The 20512-nt window shown below is 69.4% G+C and carries 17 protein-coding genes; 13 read left to right on the forward strand and 4 right to left on the reverse strand.

Features of this window, described 5'->3' with window-relative positions:
* Positions 1-98: 98 nt before the first annotated feature.
* The 8 genes from ACWC21_RS24230 (at position 99) to ACWC21_RS24265 (ending at position 10429) form a co-directional block, all read left to right on the forward strand.
* Positions 99-1256 carry a mandelate racemase/muconate lactonizing enzyme family protein gene (locus ACWC21_RS24230; protein WP_450884898.1) on the forward strand — a complete coding sequence of 386 codons (1158 nt, stop codon included), beginning with the start codon at positions 99-101 and terminating at the stop codon, positions 1254-1256.
* On the forward strand, positions 1253-2257 hold the full coding sequence (locus ACWC21_RS24235; protein ID WP_450884899.1) for a zinc-dependent alcohol dehydrogenase: 1005 nt from the start codon (positions 1253-1255) through the stop codon (positions 2255-2257). Before ACWC21_RS24230 ends, ACWC21_RS24235 begins: the two co-directional genes overlap by 4 nt.
* Positions 2258-2368: 111 nt before the next feature.
* Positions 2369-3337, forward strand: coding sequence for a hypothetical protein (locus ACWC21_RS24240; protein ID WP_450884900.1), 969 nt, complete (start codon positions 2369-2371; stop codon positions 3335-3337).
* Positions 3338-3426: 89 nt separating this feature from the next.
* Positions 3427-4536 carry a multiple monosaccharide ABC transporter substrate-binding protein gene (chvE, locus tag ACWC21_RS24245; RefSeq protein WP_450884901.1) on the forward strand — a complete coding sequence of 370 codons (1110 nt, stop codon included), beginning with the start codon at positions 3427-3429 and terminating at the stop codon, positions 4534-4536.
* Between the two features lie 42 nt (positions 4537-4578).
* Positions 4579-6129: a multiple monosaccharide ABC transporter ATP-binding protein gene (gene mmsA, locus ACWC21_RS24250; RefSeq protein WP_450884902.1), complete on the forward strand. Its 1551-nt coding sequence runs from the start codon at positions 4579-4581 to the stop codon at positions 6127-6129.
* The gene (mmsB, locus tag ACWC21_RS24255) at positions 6126-7370 is read left to right on the forward strand and encodes a multiple monosaccharide ABC transporter permease (RefSeq protein ID WP_450884903.1); all 1245 of its coding nucleotides are present in this window, start codon (positions 6126-6128) and stop codon (positions 7368-7370) included. Before mmsA ends, mmsB begins: the two co-directional genes overlap by 4 nt.
* A gap of 57 nt (positions 7371-7427) precedes the next feature.
* Positions 7428-8582, forward strand: a complete 1155-nt coding sequence (locus tag ACWC21_RS24260; protein ID WP_450884904.1) for an aldose epimerase family protein — start codon at positions 7428-7430, stop codon at positions 8580-8582.
* Between the two features lie 107 nt (positions 8583-8689).
* Complete coding sequence (locus tag ACWC21_RS24265; RefSeq protein WP_450884905.1) at positions 8690-10429, forward strand: pyridoxal phosphate-dependent aminotransferase; 1740 nt, start codon at positions 8690-8692, stop codon at positions 10427-10429.
* A 12-nt stretch (positions 10430-10441) separates the two neighbouring features.
* On the opposite strand, the gene ACWC21_RS24270 is transcribed toward ACWC21_RS24265, so the two are convergent.
* Positions 10442-10903 carry an ATP-binding protein gene (locus ACWC21_RS24270; protein ID WP_450884906.1) on the reverse strand — a complete coding sequence of 154 codons (462 nt, stop codon included), beginning with the start codon at positions 10901-10903 and terminating at the stop codon, positions 10442-10444.
* Positions 10904-11018: 115 nt separating this feature from the next.
* Here ACWC21_RS24270 and ACWC21_RS24275 point away from each other — a divergent pair, with 115 nt between their 5' ends.
* From ACWC21_RS24275 to ACWC21_RS24290, 4 genes are all read left to right on the forward strand, one after another.
* Positions 11019-11846: a helix-turn-helix domain-containing protein gene (locus ACWC21_RS24275; RefSeq protein ID WP_450884907.1), complete on the forward strand. Its 828-nt coding sequence runs from the start codon at positions 11019-11021 to the stop codon at positions 11844-11846.
* Positions 11843-12025, forward strand: a complete 183-nt coding sequence (locus ACWC21_RS24280) for a DUF397 domain-containing protein (RefSeq protein WP_450884908.1) — start codon at positions 11843-11845, stop codon at positions 12023-12025. Before ACWC21_RS24275 ends, ACWC21_RS24280 begins: the two co-directional genes overlap by 4 nt.
* A gap of 26 nt (positions 12026-12051) precedes the next feature.
* Positions 12052-12552 (forward strand): discoidin domain-containing protein, encoded by a 501-nt coding sequence (locus ACWC21_RS24285; RefSeq protein WP_450884909.1) that lies wholly within the window; start codon positions 12052-12054, stop codon positions 12550-12552.
* Between the two features lie 863 nt (positions 12553-13415).
* A complete protein-coding gene (locus tag ACWC21_RS24290; RefSeq protein ID WP_450884910.1) occupies positions 13416-14225 on the forward strand; it encodes an intradiol ring-cleavage dioxygenase in 810 nt (269 codons plus the stop codon).
* A gap of 75 nt (positions 14226-14300) precedes the next feature.
* Here ACWC21_RS24290 and ACWC21_RS24295 read toward each other — a convergent pair whose 3' ends face one another.
* Both ACWC21_RS24295 and ACWC21_RS24300 read right to left on the reverse strand, forming a co-directional pair.
* Positions 14301-14948, reverse strand: coding sequence for a DUF4360 domain-containing protein (locus ACWC21_RS24295; protein WP_450884911.1), 648 nt, complete (start codon positions 14946-14948; stop codon positions 14301-14303).
* Positions 14949-15225: 277 nt separating this feature from the next.
* Positions 15226-15684: an RrF2 family transcriptional regulator gene (locus tag ACWC21_RS24300; protein WP_450884912.1), complete on the reverse strand. Its 459-nt coding sequence runs from the start codon at positions 15682-15684 to the stop codon at positions 15226-15228.
* Positions 15685-15757: 73 nt separating this feature from the next.
* On the opposite strand from ACWC21_RS24300, the gene ACWC21_RS24305 reads away from it, so the two are divergent.
* Positions 15758-18724: a glycoside hydrolase family 35 protein gene (locus ACWC21_RS24305; protein WP_450884913.1), complete on the forward strand. Its 2967-nt coding sequence runs from the start codon at positions 15758-15760 to the stop codon at positions 18722-18724.
* A gap of 21 nt (positions 18725-18745) precedes the next feature.
* Here the strand turns inward: ACWC21_RS24305 and arfA are convergent, their stop codons facing one another.
* Positions 18746-20266, reverse strand: a complete 1521-nt coding sequence (gene arfA / locus ACWC21_RS24310; RefSeq protein ID WP_450884914.1) for an arabinosylfuranosidase ArfA — start codon at positions 20264-20266, stop codon at positions 18746-18748.
* Positions 20267-20512 lie beyond the last annotated feature (246 nt).

Below are 20512 nucleotides of genomic sequence, written 5' to 3' on the forward strand. Positions count from 1 at the left end.
CCTGTGCGACCCATTGACACCCACCTCACCCCATCCTTACTGTCACGCCAGCATTTCGAACGTGTGACGAAATCTCGAACAGCTGAGGGGCAATCTCCGTGCGCATCACCGGAATCAGCACACACGTGGTCGGCACGCCGTGGCGCAACCTGACCTACGTCCAGGTGCACACCGACGAGGGGATCACTGGAGTCGGCGAGACCCGGATGCTCGGTCACACAGACGCGCTGATCGGCTACTTGAGGGAGGCCGAGGCCAATCACATTCTCGGCTCCGACCCGTTCGCTGTCGAGGACCTCACGCGCCGGATGAAGTACGGCGACTACGGCCGCGCGGGTGAGATCGTGATGTCCGGCATCGCGGTCATCGAGATGGCCTGCTGGGACATCAAGGGCAAGGCGCTCGGCGTCCCGGTCTGGCAGCTGCTGGGCGGCAAGGTCACCGACAAGGTGAAGGCCTACGCCAACGGCTGGTACACCACCGAGCGGACCCCGGAGGCCTACCACAAGGCCGCCCAGGGGGTCATGGAGCGCGGTTACAAGGCGCTCAAGATCGACCCCTTCGGCACCGGGCACTTCGAGCTCGACCACGAGCAGACCCTGTACGCCGTCTCCCTCATCGAGGCCGTCCGGGACGCGATCGGTCCCGACGCCGAGCTGATGCTGGAGATGCACGGCCGCTTCTCCCCCGCCACCGCCGTCCGGCTGGCCAACGAGATGGCGCCCTTCAAGCCGGCCTGGCTGGAGGAGCCCTGCCCGCCGGAGAACCTGAAGGCGCTGGAGAAGGTCGCCGCCAAGGTCGACATCCCGGTCGCCACCGGTGAGCGCATCCACGACCGCATCGAGTTCCGCGAGCTCTTCGAGAGCCAGGCCGTGGACATCATCCAGCCGGACGTCGGCCACATCGGCGGCATCTGGGAGACCCGGAAGCTGGCGGCGACCGCCGAGACCCACTACATGCTGGTGGCCCCGCACAACGTGGGCGGCCCGGTCCTGACGGCCGCGAGCCTCCAGGTCGGCTTCACCTCCCCCAACTTCAAGATCCTCGAGCACTTCAACGACTTCGCCGACGCGGAGATCAAGAAGGTGGTCAAGGGCGCCCCCCAGGTCGTCGACGGCTACTTCCACCTCTCCGACGCGCCCGGCCTCGGCGTCGAGCTGGACACCGACGCGGCTGCCGAGTTCCCGCAGCAGCAGGCCCGGTTCGACCTGTGGGCCGAGGGCTGGGAGCAGCGCAAGCCGAAGGGCACCAAGTGAGCTGCGCCGTCCTGATCGAGGCGCCGGGCACCCACCGGGTCGTCCCGCACGAGCCGCGCGAGCCGGGTCCCGGCGAGGCGCTGGTCGCCGTGCACGCCGTGGGCATTTGCGGAAGCGACCGCGAGGTGTACCAGGGCAACCGGCCGGAAGGGTACGTCCGCTACCCGCTCACGCCCGGCCACGAGTGGTCCGGGACCGTGCGGGCGGTGGGCGCCGGGGTCCCCTCCTCCCTGGTCGGCCGCAAGGTCGTCGGGGAGGGGTTCCGCAACTGCCAGGTGTGCGACCGCTGCCACGCGGGCGAGACCACCCTGTGCACCGCGGGGTACGAGGAGACCGGCTTCACCCAGCCGGGCGCCATGGCCACCACGCTCACCCTCCCGGCCCGGCTGCTGCACCCGCTGCCGGACCACGCCGACCTGACCGCCGCCGCCCTGCTGGAGCCGGCCGCCTGCATCGCGGCCGCCGCCCTGAAGGGGAACGCCCAGCCGGGCGAGCGGGTGGCGGTCGTCGGCACCGGCACCCTCGGGATGTTCGCCGTGCAGTTCCTGAAGGCGGTCTCCCCCACCGAACTGCTGGTCGTCGGCACCCGGGGCGACCGGGAGGCGCTGTCGAGGCGGTTCGGCGCGACCGACTTCCGGCTGAAGGACGAGGAGCTCCCGGACGACTTCGACGTCGTCATCGAGACCGCCGGCTCCGCGTCCGCGGCGCGGACCGCCGCCGCCCTGCTCAGGCGCGGCGGACGCCTGGTCCTGACCGGGATCCCGGCGCCGGGCGCCGACGGTCTCGACCCGACCGACCTCGTCGTACGGCAGCTGGAGGTGCACACCGTCTTCGGTGCGCCGCCCCAGGCCTGGTCGCACACGGTGCGGGTGTTCGGCGCCGGGTTGCTGGATCCACTGCCACTGGTCACGCACGAGCTGCCACTGACCGAGTTCTCGCAGGCCATCGAGCTGGTCGGCGCAGGCGACCCGAAGGTCGGCAAGGTGCTGCTCCACCCCTAGCCGTACGCCGGTACGGGGGTGACCTGACCGCCCCCGCACCGGCGTGCACCAGCTTTTTCCGTACCCCGAGCCGCGAACCTCGTCCGAAATACCGAACACAAAGGACAGCTTGTGACCGACGCTTCCACCACGGCAGCCCGCAGGCCCGGTGAGCAGGCACTCACCGCCCTCGGCCTGGGCGCGCCCGCACTCGACCCCGCCGACGCCTCGCCGCACTCCTTCCCGGGCGGCGGTCGCTGGCGCACCGAGATCCCCTCGTGCGAGGGTCCCGAGGCGCTGGCGGTCGTCCTGAAGGAGGCCTCGCGGCTCGACGTGCCGATCCACCGCATCAGCCAGGGCAGCGGCGTGTGGATGCTGACCGACGCCGAGATCACCGAGATGGTCGACGCCACCGGCGAACGGGACATCGAACTCTGCCTGTTCACCGGCCCGCGCGGCACCTGGGACATCGGCGGCTCGGTGCGCACCGACTCGCGGGGCGGCGGCCTCAGGGCGCGCGGCCACGACGCGGTCGCCGGCTGTGTCGAGGACGCCGTCCGGGCCACCGAACTGGGCGTCAAGTGCCTCCTCGTCGCCGACGAGGGTGTGCTGTGGACCCTGCACCGGGCGCGCGAGCAGGGCATCATCCCCGCCGACACCACCCTGAAGGTCTCGGCGCTGATCGGACCGGTCAACCCCGCCTCGTATGCGGTGTACGAGGGGCTCGGTGCCGACTCCGTCAACGTGCCCAGCGACCTGACGCTCGATCACCTCACGGAGATCAGACGGGTGTCCGGCGCTCCCATGGACATGTACATCGAGGCTCCCGACGACCTCGGCGGATACATCCGGATGTACGAGGTGGCCGAGCTGATCCGGCGTGGCGCACCGCTCTATCTGAAGTTCGGCCTGTCCAAGGCCCCCAGCATCTACCCGTACGGCCATCACCTGCGGGACCTGACGCTGTCCACCGCCAAGGAGCGCGTCCGGCGCGGCCGGCTGGCCCTGGACCTGCTGCAACGGCACGGAGTCGACGGCGACATGGCGCCTCTGGGGTCACGTCTCCCCGGCGCTTTGAAGCGGTTCGGAACTTCCGCATAACGTTCCGGACAACTGGCTTCACAAAACGAGACATGACCGCACAGAATCCAACGCACCGAGCCGCACTCCACACATCAAGGATGATGACCATGCGCACTCGCAGAGCCGCCATAGCCGCCGTGGCCTCCGCCGCCTCCCTCGCCCTGACCCTGTCCGCCTGCGGCCAGAACAGCGAGGGCGGCAGCAAGGAGAAGAAGGGCAGCGCCAAGGGCGGCACCATCGGCATCGCGATGCCGACCAAGTCCTCCGAGCGCTGGATCTACGACGGCAAGAACGTCGTCAAGGAGCTCCAGGCCAAGGGCTACAAGACCAAGCTCGTCTACGGCGAGGACAACCCGGACACCCAGGTCTCCCAGATCGAGAACCTGATCACGCAGGGCGTCAAGGGCCTGATCGTCGCGGCCATCGACAACAAGTCCCTGAACAACGTGCTGCAGGAGGCCAAGGACGCCAACATCCCGGTCATCTCCTACGACCGGCTGATCCTCGGCACCAAGAACGTCGACTACTACGCCTCGTTCGACAACGAGAAGGTCGGCAAGCTCCAGGGCACGTACATCGTGCACAAGCTCGGGCTGGACAGCGGCAAGAAGGGCCCGTTCAACATCGAGCTGTTCGCCGGCTCGAACGACGACAACAACACCCGCTACTTCTTCAACGGCGCGATGGAAGTACTCAAGCCGTACATGGACAAGAAGCAGCTGGTCGTCAAGTCCGGGCAGACCGCGCTGAACAAGGTCACCACCCTGCGCTGGGACGGCGCCACCGCGCAGAACCGCATGGAGGACATCCTCACCTCCACGTACAAGAGCGCCAAGGTCGACGCCGTGCTCTCGCCCTACGACGGCATCTCCATCGGCATCCTCGCCGCGCTGAAGTCGGACGGCTACGGCTCCGGCAGCAAGCCGCTGCCGGTCATCACCGGCCAGGACGCCGAGGTCGCCTCGGTGAAGTCGATCATCGCGGGCCAGCAGACGCAGACGATCTACAAGGACCTCCGCAAGCTCGCCAAGGTCGCCGCGAACATGATCGACGACGACCTCAACGGCAAGAAGCCGGAGATCAACGACACCAAGTCGTACAACAACGGCACCAAGGTCGTCCCCGCCTACCTGCTGCAGCCGGTGAGCGTCGACAAGAGCAACTACGAGGAAGTCCTGGTCAAGGGCGGCTACTACACCGACGCCCAGCTCAAGTAATCCCGCCAACCGACCGACCCACACTGATTGGAAGGCACAACCATGGCGGGACCCGTCCTGGAAATGCGCTCGATCGTCAAGACCTTTCCCGGTGTCAAAGCGCTCTCCGACGTCACGCTGACGGTCCGGCAGGGCGAGGTCCACGCCATCTGCGGGGAGAACGGCGCCGGCAAGTCCACCCTGATGAAGGTGCTCTCCGGCGTCCATCCGCACGGCACCTACGAGGGCGACATCCTCTTCGAGGGTGAGGTCTGCGAGTTCAAGGACATCCGGGCCAGCGAGCAGCGCGGCATCGTGATCATCCACCAGGAGCTCGCACTGGTGCCGTACCTCTCCATCGCGGAGAACATCTTCCTCGGCAACGAGCACGCCAAGGGCGGGCTCATCAACTGGAACGAGACGCTCAAGCACGCCACCGAACTGCTGCGCCGGGTCGGTCTGACCGACCACCCGGAGACCCGCGTCGCCGACATCGGCGTGGGCAAGCAGCAGCTGGTGGAGATCGCCAAGGCGCTCTCGAAGAAGGTGAAGCTGCTCATCCTGGACGAGCCGACGGCGGCGCTGAACGACGAGGACAGCGGCAAACTCCTCGAGCTCATCCTCGAGTTGAAGAAGCAGGGCATCACCTCGATCATCATCTCCCACAAGCTGAACGAGATCCGCCACGTCGCCGACTCGGTGACGATCATCCGCGACGGGCGCTCCATCGAGACGCTCGACGTGAAGGCGGCGGAGACGACCGAGGACCGGATCATCAGCGGCATGGTCGGCCGCGACCTCGACCACCGGTTCCCCGAGCGCACCCCGCATCAGCCGGAGGAGGGCGCGGCCCCGGCACTGGAGATCCGCGGCTGGACCGTGCACCACCCGATCGACCAGCAGCGCAAGGTGGTCGACGACGTGTCGATCCAGGTGCGCCGCGGGGAGATCGTCGGCATCGCGGGCCTCATGGGCGCCGGCCGCACCGAGCTGGCCATGAACGTCTTCGGGCGCTCCTACGGCCGGTACTCGGGGGGCACGGTCCTCAAGGACGGCAAGGAGATCCGTACCAAGACCGTCGCCGAGGCGGTCGAGCACGGCATCGCCTACGTCACCGAGGACCGCAAGCACTACGGGCTCAACCTCATCGACACCATCAACCGCAACATCTCGCTGACCGCGCTGAAGAAGGTCGCCAAGCGGGGCGTGGTGGACGAGCACGAGGAGCGGCAGGTCGCCGAGCGCTTCCGCAAGTCCATGAACATCAAGGCGCCGACCGTCTTCGAGCCGGTGGGCAAGCTGTCCGGCGGCAACCAGCAGAAGGTCGTCCTGAGCAAGTGGATCTTCGCCGGTCCCGATGTGCTGATCCTCGACGAACCGACGCGCGGCATCGACGTCGGCGCCAAGTACGAGATCTACACGGTCATCGACCAGCTGGCCGCCGAGGGGAAGGCGGTCGTCTTCATCTCCTCCGAGCTGCCGGAGCTGCTCGGTATGTGCGACCGCATCTACACCATGGCCGCGGGGCGGCTGACCGGCGAGTTCTCACGGGCCGAGGCCTCGCAGGAATCGCTGATGCGCCAGATGACGAAGGACAAAGAGGTAACCCGATGAGCACGGATGTGACCGCCAAGACCCCGGCCCCCGCGCCGCCGGGCAAGAGCGGATCGGCCAGCGGCGAGGGCCTGCTCCAGCTGATACTGGGCGGTCTGCGCCGCAACATGCGGCAGTACGGGATGCTGCTCGCGCTCGGCCTGATCGTCGTCCTCTTCCAGATCTGGACGGGCGGGGACCTGCTGCTGCCGCGCAACGTCTCCAACCTGGTCCTGCAGAACAGCTACATCCTGATCCTCGCGATCGGCATGATGCTGGTCATCATCGCGGGCCACATCGACCTGTCGGTCGGTTCGCTCACGGCCTTCGTCGGCGCGACGGCGGCCGTGCTGACGGTGAACCACCACATGGCCTGGCCCCTCGCGACAGCGGTGTGCCTGCTGACGGGCGCGGTCGCGGGCGCGGTCCAGGGTTATCTCATCGCCTACTTCGGCATACCGTCGTTCATCGTCACCCTCGCCGGGATGCTGCTCTTCCGCGGTCTCACGGAGATCGTGCTCAAGGGACAGACCGTCGGTCCGTTCCCGGACGGTCTGCAGAACCTCGGCAACGGCTTCCTGCCGGCGGTCGGCCCGAACACCAACTACCACAACCTCACGGTGCTCCTCGGTCTCGTGCTGCTCGCCTCCGTGGTGTGGCAGGAAGTGCGTGACCGGCGGCGGCAGCAGGAGTTCGCCCTCGATGTGCTGCCCGTGAAGGCGTTCGCGCTGAAGCTCGTCGCGCTGGCCGCAGCAGTCCTCTCCGTCACGCTGCTGCTGGCGAGCTACAAGGGCGCCCCGATCATCCTCATCGTCCTCGGCGTCCTGGTGGTCGGCTACGGCTACGTCATGCGCAACGCCGTCTTCGGCCGCCACATCTACGCGATCGGCGGCAACCTGCCGGCCGCGAAGCTGTCCGGCGTCAAGGACAAGCGAGTCACCTTCCAGGTGTTCCTGAACATGGGCGTGCTCGCGGCCCTGGCGGGTCTGGTGGTCGCCGCCCGCCTGAACGCGGCCTCGCCGAAGGCGGGCGTCAACTTCGAGCTCGAGGCGATCGCCTCGTCGTTCATCGGCGGTGCGTCGATGAGCGGCGGTGTCGGTACCGTCCTCGGCGCGATCGTCGGCGGTCTCGTCCTCGGCGTGCTGAACAACGGCATGAACCTCCTCAGTGTCGGTACCGACTGGCAGCAGGTCATCAAGGGCCTCGCCCTGCTGGCCGCGGTCGGCTTCGACGTGTGGAACAAGCGCAAGTCCGGTTCGTAAGTCAGCTCGGGCCCCGCCGGAAACGGCGGGGCCCTTCCTCTTGAAGGAGCCGCACATATGGAACTGAACAGACGCACGGTCATCGCAGGAGCCGCGGCCGCGGGCATCGCGGCGACCACGCTCGGCACGGGTACGGCGCAGGCCGCTTCGGAAGGCAGGAAGCCGGTGAAGGAGCTCTTCGGCAAACTCGCCGACGGCACGAAGGTCTACCGCTGGTCGCTGGAGAACGGCGGCACGCGGCTGAAGGTCCTCTCCTGGGGCGGGATCGTCCAGTGCCTGGAGGTACCGGACCGGCACGGCCGCCACGCCAACATCGTCGCGGGCTTCGACAACATCGACGACTACGTCGCCAAGAGCCCGTACTTCGGCGCCCTGATCGGCCGCTACGGCAACCGCATCGGCAAGGGCCAGTTCACCCTGGACGGCAAGAGCTACCAGCTCTCCGTCAACGACGGCGTGAACCACCTGCACGGCGGCAAGACGGGCTTCGACAAGCACATCTGGGACGTCGAGCCGTTCACCAAGGGCTCCGACGTCGGCCTGCACCTGCACTACACCAGCGTCGACGGCGAGATGGGCTACCCGGGCACGCTCAAGGCGAAGGTGACCTACACCCTCACCAAGCACGGCGACTGGCACATCGACTACGAGGCCACCACCGACAAGGCCACCATCGTCAACCTCACCAGTCACGTCTACTGGAACCTGGCCGGCGAGGGCAGCGGCACCATCGAGAACCACGAGCTCACCATCGCCGCCTCCCGCTACACGCCCACCGACTCGGGCCTGATCCCCACCGGCGAGCTGGCGAAGGTCTCCGGCACCCCCTTCGACTTCCGCAAGGGCAAGCCGATCGGCCGGGACATCCGGGCCGGCCACGTCCAGCAGGTGCAGGCCAAGGGCTACGACCACAACTGGGTGCTGGACAAGGGCATCACGTCGAAGCCCGAGCACGTCGCGACGCTCCACGACCCGCACTCCGGCCGCACGCTGAAGATCGCCACGGATCAGCCCGGTCTGCAGTTCTACTCGGGCAACTTCCTCGACGGCACCCTGACCGGCACCGGCGGCCGCACCTACCGCCAGGGGGACGCGCTGTGCCTGGAGACGCAGCACTTCCCGGACTCGCCGAACCACTCGAACTTCCCGTCCACCGTGCTCCGGCCGGGGCAGAAGTACCGTACGTCGACGGTCCACACGTTCAGCGCGTGATGTGAGGTCACACTTCTTTCACGTGCGTTGAACGGCGCCCCGCCGGTCTCCGTACTCATGGGTGGCCCGTGCTCCCCCGCACGGGCCACCCATAGACGGAGGTTTCCTTGGCTGACAAAGTCACCTCGTTGTTCCGCAACACGGCGGCGCACAGCCCCTCGATGGCGGCGCTGACTCGCGAGGGCGACGGGTCCGGCCCGGTGGACTTCTGCATCCCGTGCAACCCCTACTTCCCCACCCCCGCCATGTTCGACGAAATGGCGGGCCGGTTGCGCGACATCATCTCGTACTACCCCAGCAGCGCCGACACCATCACGGCCGAGCTGTGCAACCTGCTCCAGCTGCCGCCGCAGTGCGTCGCGATGGGCAACGGATCGACCGAGCTGATCACCTGGATCGACCACCTCCTGGTCCGCGAGTCCCTCGCCGTCCCGGTCCCCACCTTCGGCCGCTGGACCGACCAGCCGATGGAGACCGGCAAGCGGGTGGACATGTACCCACTCCAGGAATCCAACGGCTTCGCCCTCGACCTCGCCCAGTACGGCGACTTCATCCGGTCCCGCGGCACCCGGGTGGCGGTCATCTGCAACCCCAACAACCCCGACGGCGGCTATCTGCGCAAGCAGTCGGTGGTGCAGTTCATGGACGCGATGGCCGACCTGGACCTGGTCGTGGTCGACGAGTCGTTCCTGGAGTTCGCCGACGCCGAGTCCGAGCCGAGCGTCGTCCAGGAAGCCATGCTCCGCCCCAACGTGGTGGTCCTGCGCAGCCTGGGCAAGAACTTCGGCCTGCACGGCATACGCTTCGGCTACCTGGTCGCCAACCCGGCGCTCGCCACCAAGATCCGCACGATGCTGCCGAAGTGGAACCTCAACTCCTTCGCCGAGCACGTGGTCTTCATGCTCAAGGAGCACGGCGCCGAGTACGCGCAGAGCCTGCAGCAGATCCGCCGCGACCGCCTCGACATGGCCAGCCAGCTCTCCGCGCTGCCCGGGCTGACCGTGTATCCCTCCCAGGGCAACTTCCTCTTCGTGCGCCTTCCCGTCGGCGCCGAAGGCACCGTGGTCCGGGACCGGATGCTCTCCGAGCACCGGATCCTGGTCCGCGAGTGCGGCAACAAGATCGGTTCGTCCAGCCGCTTCCTGCGGCTCGTGGTGCGCCCCCAGGTCGACGTGCGTCGCCTGGTATCCGGCCTGGAGTCGGTGCTCTACGGGACCAGGAGGGGAGCCGCCGTGCCCGAGCTGAGTGCAGGGACCAGCTACAGCTCGGGTACGGCGGCCGTCGACCGGCTGGTCAGCGAGACCAACGGGGCCGGAATGCTGGGGCTTGCCGCGCAGGCCGTCGGCGCCGGTCCCGTCCCGGGGCTGCCGACCGCCCCCGCCGCCGGCACCGGCATGCCGCTCCCCGCCGCCGCACCGTCGGTCGGCGGCGGGATGCCGATGCCGGCGGCAGCCCAGGTCCAGCAGGTCGCCCAGGTCGCACAGCAGGTGCCGCAGGTGCCGCAGCAGATACCGCAAGTGCCACAGCAGATACCGCAGGTGCCGCAGCAGATCCCCCAGCCGGCCGCGGCGGCCACGCCCGCACCCGCGCCCACACCGTTTCCCACGCCGACACCCGCCCCAGTCCCCGCCCCGGCCCCCACACCTGTCCCGACCCCTGTCCCCGCCCCTGCGGCGAGCGGTCCGACGCCGCCGGGTGTTCCCGCCCGCGGCGGCCTCACCGCGGCCCAGGTACGGGGCATGACCGCCCCCGCCCCCAACGCCCAGGGCCTCACTCCGGCCCCTCCAACCGGCTGGCCCAACGCGCAGAGCTGGCCGAACGCGGCGGGAATGGGCCAGGCGGGGTAGGTCGGCTCGGTCTCAGTACGGCAGATCGACCTCGGCCCGCACGGTCTTGCCGGGCGGCGGATCCCGGTCCACGACCTCCCACCGGTCGGCGAGCGCGTCCACGAGCAGGAGCCCGCGACCGGACTCGGCGAGGCCGTGCGGAGACCGTACGCCTCCTGGTCCGGGCGGGCTCGGCGGACCACTGCGGGTGTCCGTGGCCTCGATACGGACGCTCCCCGGGACGAGCACGAGGCGCAACTCGAAGTCCCGCCCGGGTACGCGTCTGTGGGTGACCGCGTTGGCGGCCAGCTCGGCGACGATCACGCGCACGGTGTCAGAGGCGTCCGTGCGATGCGGGACGCCCCAGGCGCGGAGCTGGTCCAACGCGAGGTAGCGGGCGAGCCGTGCGCCACGCGGCGTCGAGCTGAACCGCTGACTGAACACACGTACGGTAACCGGCCCCTGGGGCCCGGTGGGTGCGGCGGGAGCTGTCATGGGCCCAATCTGACCGCTGAGCAGGCCACTTCACCAGGTGGGAGGCGTGTACGGTGACGATGCGTACGCGGTCACGGACTGGACAGTACTCATAACTGTCCGTGACTATGCGGGTATGGCAGACGTCAAAGGAGCCGAGCCGGAATCCTCGGACAGTCTGCGCACGTTCGGGGCGGTCGTCCAAACGTTGCGCGAACACGCGGGACTGAGCCGCGAGCAGTTCGGCGAACGGGTGCGCTACTCCAAACACACGGTGGCCTCCGTAGAGCTGGGACGCCGCATGCCGGACCCGGCGTTCGTGGAGCGGGCGGAGGAAACCCTGGGCAACACGGGCGCCCTGCGGAAGGCGGCGGGACATCTGGCGCGTCAGCCCGGGTTGGCGGCGTGGTTCCGGCAGTGGGCGCGGATGGAGGCGGCGGCGATCACGTTGTACACGTATGAGTGTCGGCTGGTTCCAGGGCTGTTGCAGACGGAGGCGTATGCGCGGCAGTTGTTCATGGATCAGCTGCCGCCGCTGACGGACGAGCAGATCGAGACGCAGTGGGCGGCACGGGCGGAGCGGCAGAGGTTGCTTCGGGAGCGACCGAACACGGCCTTCGGATTCATCCTCGAAGAGCACATTTTCCTGCGCCGCACCGGTGGCTCGGAGGTCGCCCGGGAGCTCATCGATCACGTGCTCGCCATCGCTCAGCTGCGGAACGTCGAGATCCAGGTCATGCCGGTGGCGCAGGAGTCGCACGCCGGATTGGCCGGCCCCATGCAGTTGCTCGAGTCGCCCGAGAACAAGTGGTTCGCGTACAACGAAGGGCAACGAGGAGGCCTCCTCTTCTCCGACGCCAATGAGGTGAGCGTGCTTCAGAGGCGATATGCCAGGATGCGAGGGCAGGCTCTCTCCCTCTCGGACTCCGTGAGCCTGCTGGAGCGGATGCGAGGAGCGCTATGAACTCCACCGAATTGACCTGGTTCAAGTCGAGCTACAGCAGCAGCGGGGACGGCGACTGCGTAGAGATGGCCACCGCCCTGCGCACAATCCACGTCCGTGACTCGAAGGACAAGCAGGGCCCGCGAGTCACCGTCACCCCCACCGCGTGGGCCGACTTCGTCACGTACGTCGCGAAGTGACCGTGGGGCCGCCCGCTTCTCAACCAGTGCACAGGGTCGTACCGCCCGACGACCGGTTGCTGTCGCTGCGCAAGCCGGTCACGGCCGACCCGTCGGTCCCCCTGACGGACGAGCAGAAGGCCTCCGGCACGGTCGACTACAGCCCCGAGGTCGCCGTCGACGGCCAGGCATACGACATCGACGTCCACGACGGCGTCGAGCAGTACTACCAGCCACGGCCGATGCCCTTCCAATGGATGGTCGACCTCGGCGCGGCGCACCGCCTCACCCGCGTCGGGCTTTCCTTCAAGACCGTCGGCGGTTCGGACGCCGCCGACCGGTACACCGTCGAGACGAGCAACGACAAGGTCCACTGGACCGAGCAGGTCGACAACACCCAGAACAACGTCGTCGGCTACCAGTCCCACGGTCTCAACGGCAAGTTCCGCTACGTCAGGGTGACCGACTTCAGCACCTACGACATCGCCCACCACAAGGAGGCCGACTGGGAGACCGGCCTGTACGAGATCTCCGTCCACGGCCTCTGACCACCACGCCCGATCTCGTCCGGCCCACCGATGACCGGATGTCCGTGACCGGCGTGATCCATGGTGGCGTTCGGTCGGCCGATGCGGCTGATTGGCAGATATGGGCCACACCCGAACTCAGTGACCTGCGGTTCTACCGTCCGTCTAGCGCCCATATCTACCAATCACCGCGCGACTGTGACTGCTGAGGCCGATGTGACGGCAATGGTCCGCCTTCGCCCTCAGCCTACGGTCCGCAGGAGGCGACGGCCCACAGCAACGCCACCCCCACCCACCGCTGACCGCCCGCCATTCGCCACCCGGCGCCGGCCGCCCACCACCCCACCCACCGCCGGCCGCCCACCGCCGGCCACCCACCGCTCGCCACCCACCGCGCGCCACCCACCGCCGGCCGCCACCGCGCGCCACCCACCGCCGGCCGCCCACCACCCCACCCACCGCTCGCCGCCGAACCCACCCGGCGTGCAGGCGAGGCGTAATCGCGCGCCCAACCCCGGCCCACGGCCCAGTCAGCCTCAGGGACCACCTGCCCCGGCCACCGGCTTTCCGGGCCGCTCGCTCGCTTCTTCCGCGTGCTGGAGCGGCCCGGGTCAAGGGTCGGCCGCAGGCCGATCGCCGAAGGCGACGCGAAGCGCCCTTGAGGCGGGACGCGGAAGCACGACAATCACAAGAAGCGAGCGGCCCCCGCGGCCACTTCGCAGCAGGCGCTGCCATCCCCCGCACCCCTTCCCTACCCCCACCCTTACCCCCACCCCACCCCGCCCTCTCCCCCACCTCCCCCTGACCGGCAACACCCTTGACGCCGCATCACTTTGCCGAACCCACAGCCCATCGACAGGCAGCGTCCCTAACCTGCCGTGTCCATGACAGAAAACTCACTCACCCCGGAGTCCCGCCCCGACGCCCGCCCGGTCGGCCGCCGCGCCCTGCTGATCGCGACCGGGACCACGGCCGCCGCACTGGCCGTGGGAGCCGCCGCCACCGGAACCGCCTCCGCCACCCAGACACCGGAGACCGCTCCGAACACCGCACCGGACACCGCTCCGGCCCCCGCCGCGGCAGCCGTCTGCACCCTCACGAAGGAGATGACCGAAGGCCCCTACTACCTCGACGGAGCGCTCGTCCGCCCGGACGTCACCGAAGGCAAGCCGGGCGTCCCGCTCAAACTCGCCCTGACCGTCGTCAACTCCGCCTGCACCCCGGTCCGCGACGCCCTGGTGGAGATCTGGCACTCCGACGCGCTCGGCGAGTACTCCGGCTACGTGGGCAACAACGGCCACAGCGAGTCGGACGACGGCACCTTCCTGCGTGGCGGCGTGCTCACGAACACCAGCGGCGTCGCCGACATCACGACGATCTACCCCGGCTGGTACCGCGGCCGCTGCATCCACGTCCACGTCAAGGTGCACACCGGTGTCACGGTCACCTCCGACGGCCACTTCACCGGCGGCAGGACCGTCCACACCGGCCAGCTGTTCTTCAACGAGACGATCACCGCCGCCGTGGCCAAGGTGTCGCCCTACTCGACCAACAAGGTCACCCGCACCACCCTGTCCCAGGACTCCATCTACGACGGCGGGGGTGCCTCGTCCGGCCTCCTCACCCTCACCGCCCTGGGCAGCTCGGCGTCCTCCGGCTACAGCGGGACGCTCACGCTCGGCGTGTCCGGCTGAGCCGCTCCCGACCGGCGATCCGGTCCGCCCGGTCCCACCGGGCGGACCGGGCGGGCCGGATCCTCGCCGTCAGGACTACGGGCAGGCCTTCCACGCCATGTGGTAGGTCGTACTGATGTCCCCGTCGGTCGAGTCCATGGTCATGAAGCTGACCTTGCCGGGCGACGCCGTCCCCGCGTTGACGCGGAGCTCGGTGTTGATGTTGAAGTTGCGCAGCACGCCGCAGGGGGCGTACACCAGCTGGGCCACGTCGGTGCTGTCCGTGGCCTGCCAGTCGTCGTTCAGCGGGCCGCTGAACGGGTGGGTCTTGGTGGTGGTGTCCGGCTGGCCCTGGAAGTAGTACGAGGCCTTCTGCGTGGCGGTCGCACCGCGCTGGAGCGAGGCGAAGCCGCGGTAGTCGGCGCTGGCGATGGCGTAGGTGAAGCCCTGCGGGACGTGCACGATCAGGTTGAGCTGGCAGTTCCTGCGGAACGCGGTCGGGTCGGAGTTGCCGCCGGCCTGGGCCAGGTAGGCGCTGTAGGTGACCGTGAAGGCGGTGTTGTCCGGGGAGACCGCCACCGCGGCCGTGCCCTGGGGACAGCCGGAGCCGTTCACCGTGGCGACGTCGATGACGATCTTGTCCGGGGGCGGGTTGCTGACGACCGGCGACTCGGCGTGCGCGGAAGGTATCGCGCTCGTCAGGAGCGCGGCTACCGCGCCGCTCAGGAGCAGGCCACGAGCCATGGTTTCTCCCTGTTCTCGGGTGGGGGGTGGGCCGCCCCAGGCCTAGGAGAAACTGTGTGCAACCTGTGGAGGCCGGAGGCGTTGGCATCGTAGGAACCCGCACCCCGGGTGGGTTAGGGCGAACTCCGGCCATTCACAACGGGTATTTCACGCACCGCGCACCGCCGTACCGCCGTACCGCCGTACCGCCGTACCGCCGTACCGCCGTACCGCCGTACCGCCGCACCGTCCTACCGCCGGCGCACCTCACCGACAGGACGCAGCCACCGGCACCCGGTTACGGGTTCTCCCACGCCGCCGGCTCCGCCGCCAGCTGCCGCACGGGTTCCGGCAGGGCGTCCGCCGCGAGGTCGGCGACCGTGACGCCCTCCAGGACGCGGCGCACGTTGGCGCGCAGCGCGATCCACAGGGGCAGCAGCGGCCGGGCGGTGCCCGTGTAGGCGAGGCCGGTGGGCCGCTCGCCCCGGACCGACACGATCGGGCCGTCCACCGCGCGGATGACATCCGCCACGGTGAGGTCCGAGGCCTCCCGGGCCAGCCGGTAACCGCCGCCCCCGCCGCGCCGGCTGCCGACGATCCCGGCCCGCCGCAGATCCCCGAGGATGCCCTCCAGGAACTTGTGCGGAATGTCCTGCACGGCGGCGATCTCCTCCGCCTTCACCGGGCCGTCGTCATTCCTTACGGCGAGCTCCAGTACCGCTCGTACCGCGTAATCCGCCCGCGCCGAGATCCTCATGTGTCCATTGTGGGGCGTGGGGCCATGGAGAATGGCCGGACCCGGTCCCCGTACCATCGCCCGGGAGGATCCCTTGGCGCTCAGCAGACGTACCTTCAGTGCCCTCGCCGGCTCCGCGGCGCTCGGCTTCGCCCTGGGCGGCAGCGGCGGCCCCGGGGCGCCCTCGGCGTACGCTGCGCGCAGCGTGCCGACCGGCCCGGCGCCCGCGCCCCCGAGGGCGGACGGGAAGCGGCACACCGTCGGCCACGACCAGTACTCGCTCGTCGTCGACGGCAGGCGGCTGGTGCTGTGGTCCGGTGAGATGCACCCCTTCCGGCTGCCCAGCCCCTCCCTGTGGCGGGACGTGCTGCAGAAGATGCGGGCGCACGGCTACAACGCGGTCAGTGTCTACGTGGCCTGGAACTACCACTCCCCCGCTCCGGGGAAGTACGACTTCACGGGCGTCCGGGACCTGGACCTGTTCCTGCGCACGGCGACCGAGACCGGGCTGTACGTGATCCTGCGCCCGGGACCGTACATCAACGCCGAGGTCGACGGCGGCGGCTTCCCCGGCTGGCTGACGGCGACCAGGGGCGTGGCCCGCACCGACGACCCGACGTATCTCGGTCACGTCGACGAGTGGCTGACCGCCGTGAACCGGATCGCGCGCCGGCACCTGTTCACCCGGGGCACCGGCACGGTCCTGCTGTACCAGATCGAGAACGAGTACGACGCCCACGTCGACGAGCCGTCCGGCCGGAACTACATGTCCCACCTGTACCGGAAGGTGCGGGCGGACGGCATCGACGTCCCCCTCTTCCACAACGACAAGGGGCGCAACGGCTACTGGGTCCCGGGTTCGTTCGACACCGGTGGCGAGCGGGGCGAGTGGCTGTACGGGTTCGACGGGTATCCCTCGCCGTCCCAGGTGCCGCCGGACTGGGGGCACTACGGGCCCGGCGGGCCAAAGGGCGGGGCCACCGCCTCGCCGCGCACGCCCGGGTTCATGCCCGAGTTCGGCGGCGGCTGGTTCGACCCGTGGGGCGGGGCCTGGTTCGACGGCAAGGGGTACGCGGAGTCCCGGCGCACCCGGGACGCGGCCTACGAGCGGCGCTTCTACCTCACCAACCTCGCCAACGGCATCACCCTGCACAACGTCTACATGACCTTCGGCGGCACCTCCTGGGGCTGGCTGCCCGCACCGGTGGTGTACACGTCGTACGACTACGGCGCCGCCCTCGACGAGGGCCGCAACGTCACCGGCAAGATCGCGCCGATGCACCAGATCGGGCACATGCTGCAGCGCGTCCCCGACTTCGCCAAGCTGGACCGGGCGGCGGACGTGAAGGCGGCCGGGCTGAAGGTGTACCACCTCACCAACCCGGACACCGGCGCCCATGTGTACGTGGCCCGCAACGACGGCGCCGAGGAGGTCACCTCCACCCTGCCGACCCACGCGGGCCACCTCGAGATCACCGTCCCGGGCCGGGACGCCCGGGTCCTGACCACGGGGCTGTCGCTCGGGCACCGGAAGCTGAAGTACTGCACCGCCCAGCCGATGCTGCGCCTGACCGCCGGGCGACAGGACATCGCCCTGTTCACGGGCCGCCACGGCGAGATGGCGCACCTGGTCCTGGAGTGCCCGAGCGAGCCGTACGTCACCCGGCTGGACACCGAGGCGGGCTGGACCTACGACCAGGACGAGCTGCACGTGACGGTGCCCCTCGGCGTCGGCGGGCTGACCCGTGTGCGGGTGGAGCGCGGCGAGAGCGAGACGCCGCTGCTGCTGCTGTTCGCCGACGAGGCGACCGCGGTGCGGCTGTTCCCGTACGACACCCCGTCCGGCACGCTGCTGGTCTACGGCCCGGCGCTGGTGCGCCACGCCGAGGTGCGCGGCTCCACGGTGCACCTCACCGGCGACACCGTCCAGGCGACCGGCCTGGAGGTCTGGGGGCCGCGCGGGATCGAGCGCGTGACGTGGAACGGGCGGCCGGTGGCCACCAGGGTGGCGCGGGCCGGGAGTCTGGTGACCGAGGCGCTGCTGCCGGGGGTGCCCGCGGTGCGGCTGCCCGAGCTGGGGGGCTGGCGGACGCGGACGGAGAACCCGGAGGTCGGGCCCGCCTTCGACGACTCGGGGTGGAAGGTCGCCGACCGGACCTCGTCGTTCAGCACCACCGCGGTGCCGAAGGGCCGGCCGGTCCTGTTCGCCGACGACTACGGCTTCCACTACGGCGACGTCTGGTACCGGGGCTCGTTCACGGACTCCACCGGCATCGAGGAGGTCTCGCTCGCCTACAGCACCGGCACGCAGGGCCTGCTGATGGCGTGGCTGGACGGCGAGCCGCTGGGCACACACCGCATGCCAGTGCCGGACAAGGGCACCGTCCGGCAGGGCAGCTGGGCGGACACCGCAGTCTTCCCGGTACGGGAGGAACTGCGCGGGCCGGGACGGCACGTGCTGTCGGTGCTGGTGCGGCGGATGCAGCACGACCAGGACGGCAAGGGGCTGGACACCCACAAGGTCGCGCGCGGGCTGACGGCGGTCACCTTCAAGGGCGGTTCGCCGAGGGTGACCTGGCGCCTGCAGGGCGAGGCGGCACCCGACCCGGTGCGCGGGCCGCTGAACAACGGCGGGCTGTTCGGGGAGCGGGAGGGCTGGCACCTGCCCGGCTTCGCCGACCGGGACTGGGAGGCGGTGCGCTTCCCGCGCGCCGAGCGGCGGCAGGGCGTGACCTGGTACCGGACCACGTTCAGGCTGGCGGTGCCCGCGGGCATCGACGCCTCGGTGGGCCTGACCCTGGAGGACGACCCGTACCGGGCGTACCGCGTGCAGCTGTTCCTCAACGGCTGGAACATGGGGCAGTACATCAACAACGTGGGCCCGCAGCACACCTTCGTCCTGCCGAACGGCATCCTGCGCACCCGGGGCGACAACACCCTGGCCCTGGCCGTCCTGTCCGAGTTCACCTCGGAGTCGGGGCCGGGGAAGGTGCGGCTGACCCTGCTGGGCGCCGCGGCCGGCGGAACACCGGTGACACCGGTGGCCTCCCCCGGCCGCTGAGCGCCACGAGACGCACGGGACCTACGCGAGCCGGATCACGTTCCAGGACAGCGGCTCCAGTACGGCGGTGAGCGCGCCGTCCTTCAGGGCGGTGCCCTCGGCCGGGTGCGGGGCGACCCGCTCGGGTGCGGCGAGGGTGTTGCGGGCGTCGGGGTCGGCGTCCGCGAGCACGCTGTGCTCGACGACCGAGGTCAGGCCGAGCCCGGCCACGGCGATGTGGAGGGGCAGGGCCTGGTCGCGGTCGCGGTTGACGGCGAAGACGGTGACCGTGCCGTCTTCGGCGCGGACGGCGGTGGCGTGCAGCAGGTCCGCCTCGCCGTACTTCTTCGTCTCGTACGTCGGTGAGTCCACGCGGACGTCCAGCACCTGCCCGTGCCCGTACTTCGCGGCCTGCGCGAAGGGGAAGAACGTCGTCTGCCGCCAGGCCGGGCCGCCCGGCTCGGTCATGATCGGGGCGATGACGTTGACCAGCTGGGCGAGGCAGGCGACGGTGACCCGGTCTGCGTGCCGGAGCAGGGCGATGAGGAGGGAGCCGAAGACGACGGCGTCCGTGACGCTGTAGTTGTCCTCCAGCAGGCGCGGGGCTTCGGGCCAGTCGTTCTGCCCGATCGTCTTCGAGTACTCCTCCCACTCGGGCAGGTACCAGACGTTCCACTCGTCGAAGGAGAGGTTGATCTTCTTCTTCGACTTGAGCTTCGCGCCCACGTGGTCGGCGGTCGCGACCACGTTCTCGATGAAGGACTCCATGTCGACGGCGGAGGCCAGGAAGGAGTCGACGTCGCCGTTCTCGGGCCAGTAGTAGGCGTGCAGGGAGATGTAGTCGACGAGGTCGTAGGTCTCCTCGAGGACCGTCGCCTCCCACTCGGCGAAGGTGGGCATGGACTGGCTGGAGGAGCCGCAGGCGACGAGTTGCACCTTCGGGTCGATCTGGCGCATGGCGCGGGCCGTCTCGGCGGCGACGCGGCCGTACTCCTCGGCTGTCTTGTGGCCGGTCTGCCAGGGACCGTCCATCTCGTTGCCGAGGCACCAGAGCCGGATACCGAAGGGGTCCTTGTCGCCGTGGGCGACACGGAGGTCGGACAGGGCGGTGCCCTCGGGATGGTTGGCGTACTCCTGGAGCTGCAGGGCCTCGGCGACGCCGCGGGTGCCGAGGTTGACGGCCATCATGGGCTCGGCCCGCGGGCCGATCTTCCTGACGAACGAGATGTACTCCGAGAGGCCGAACCGGTTGGTCTCGGTGGAGTGCCAGGCGAGGTCCAGGCGGCGGGGGCGGCTCTCCACCGGGCCGACCGAGTCCTCCCACTTGTAGCCGGAGACGAAGTTGCCGCCGGGGTAGCGGATGGCGGTGACGCCGAGTTCACGGACCAGGTCGAGGACGTCGGTGCGGATGCCCGCCTCGTCGGCCGAGGGGTGGCCGGGCTCGTACACGCCCGTGTAGACGCAGCGGCCGAGGTGTTCGACGAAGGATCCGAAGAGACGGGGGTCGACCGCGCCGACGGTGAAGGCGGGGTCGAGAGTGAAACGGGCGGTTCGGTTGCTCATGGGGTCCTTTCGGTGACGGGCGCTGTCTCAGGGCGGCCGGCCGTCACGGTCCGGCTGTTCAGCCCGACGCCCCTGCTGTTCGATACTGCGGATGATGCCCGTACTTTCGAACGGGACCGTAGAAGCGAAGTGCTCCCACGTCAATGAGTGGGGCCGTAGGGATCTGATCGTTTCTGTTTGAACGATGGGCGCGTAACCCCCATGACGCGGACACATCCGGACGCGTAATCTCGGAGGGCCGCCGAA

It is taken from the genome of Streptomyces sp. NPDC001348 (assembly GCF_053597535.1).

What these genes read in the sequence shown, in the direction of transcription:
- chvE (WP_450884901.1), top strand. Translation starts at nt 3,427, where the DNA reads ATGCGCACTCGCAGAGCCGCCATAGCCGCCGTGGCCTCCGCCGCCTCC.
- ACWC21_RS24290 (WP_450884910.1), top strand. Translation starts at nt 13,416, where the DNA reads ATGACAGAAAACTCACTCACCCCGGAGTCCCGCCCCGACGCCCGCCCG.
- mmsB (WP_450884903.1), top strand. Translation starts at nt 6,126, where the DNA reads ATGAGCACGGATGTGACCGCCAAGACCCCGGCCCCCGCGCCGCCGGGC.
- arfA (WP_450884914.1), bottom strand. Translation starts at nt 20,266, where the DNA reads ATGAGCAACCGAACCGCCCGTTTCACTCTCGACCCCGCCTTCACCGTC.
- ACWC21_RS24270 (WP_450884906.1), bottom strand. Translation starts at nt 10,903, where the DNA reads ATGACAGCTCCCGCCGCACCCACCGGGCCCCAGGGGCCGGTTACCGTA.
- ACWC21_RS24280 (WP_450884908.1), top strand. Translation starts at nt 11,843, where the DNA reads ATGAACTCCACCGAATTGACCTGGTTCAAGTCGAGCTACAGCAGCAGC.
- ACWC21_RS24295 (WP_450884911.1), bottom strand. Translation starts at nt 14,948, where the DNA reads ATGGCTCGTGGCCTGCTCCTGAGCGGCGCGGTAGCCGCGCTCCTGACG.
- ACWC21_RS24300 (WP_450884912.1), bottom strand. Translation starts at nt 15,684, where the DNA reads ATGAGGATCTCGGCGCGGGCGGATTACGCGGTACGAGCGGTACTGGAG.
- ACWC21_RS24275 (WP_450884907.1), top strand. Translation starts at nt 11,019, where the DNA reads ATGGCAGACGTCAAAGGAGCCGAGCCGGAATCCTCGGACAGTCTGCGC.
- ACWC21_RS24260 (WP_450884904.1), top strand. Translation starts at nt 7,428, where the DNA reads ATGGAACTGAACAGACGCACGGTCATCGCAGGAGCCGCGGCCGCGGGC.
- mmsA (WP_450884902.1), top strand. Translation starts at nt 4,579, where the DNA reads ATGGCGGGACCCGTCCTGGAAATGCGCTCGATCGTCAAGACCTTTCCC.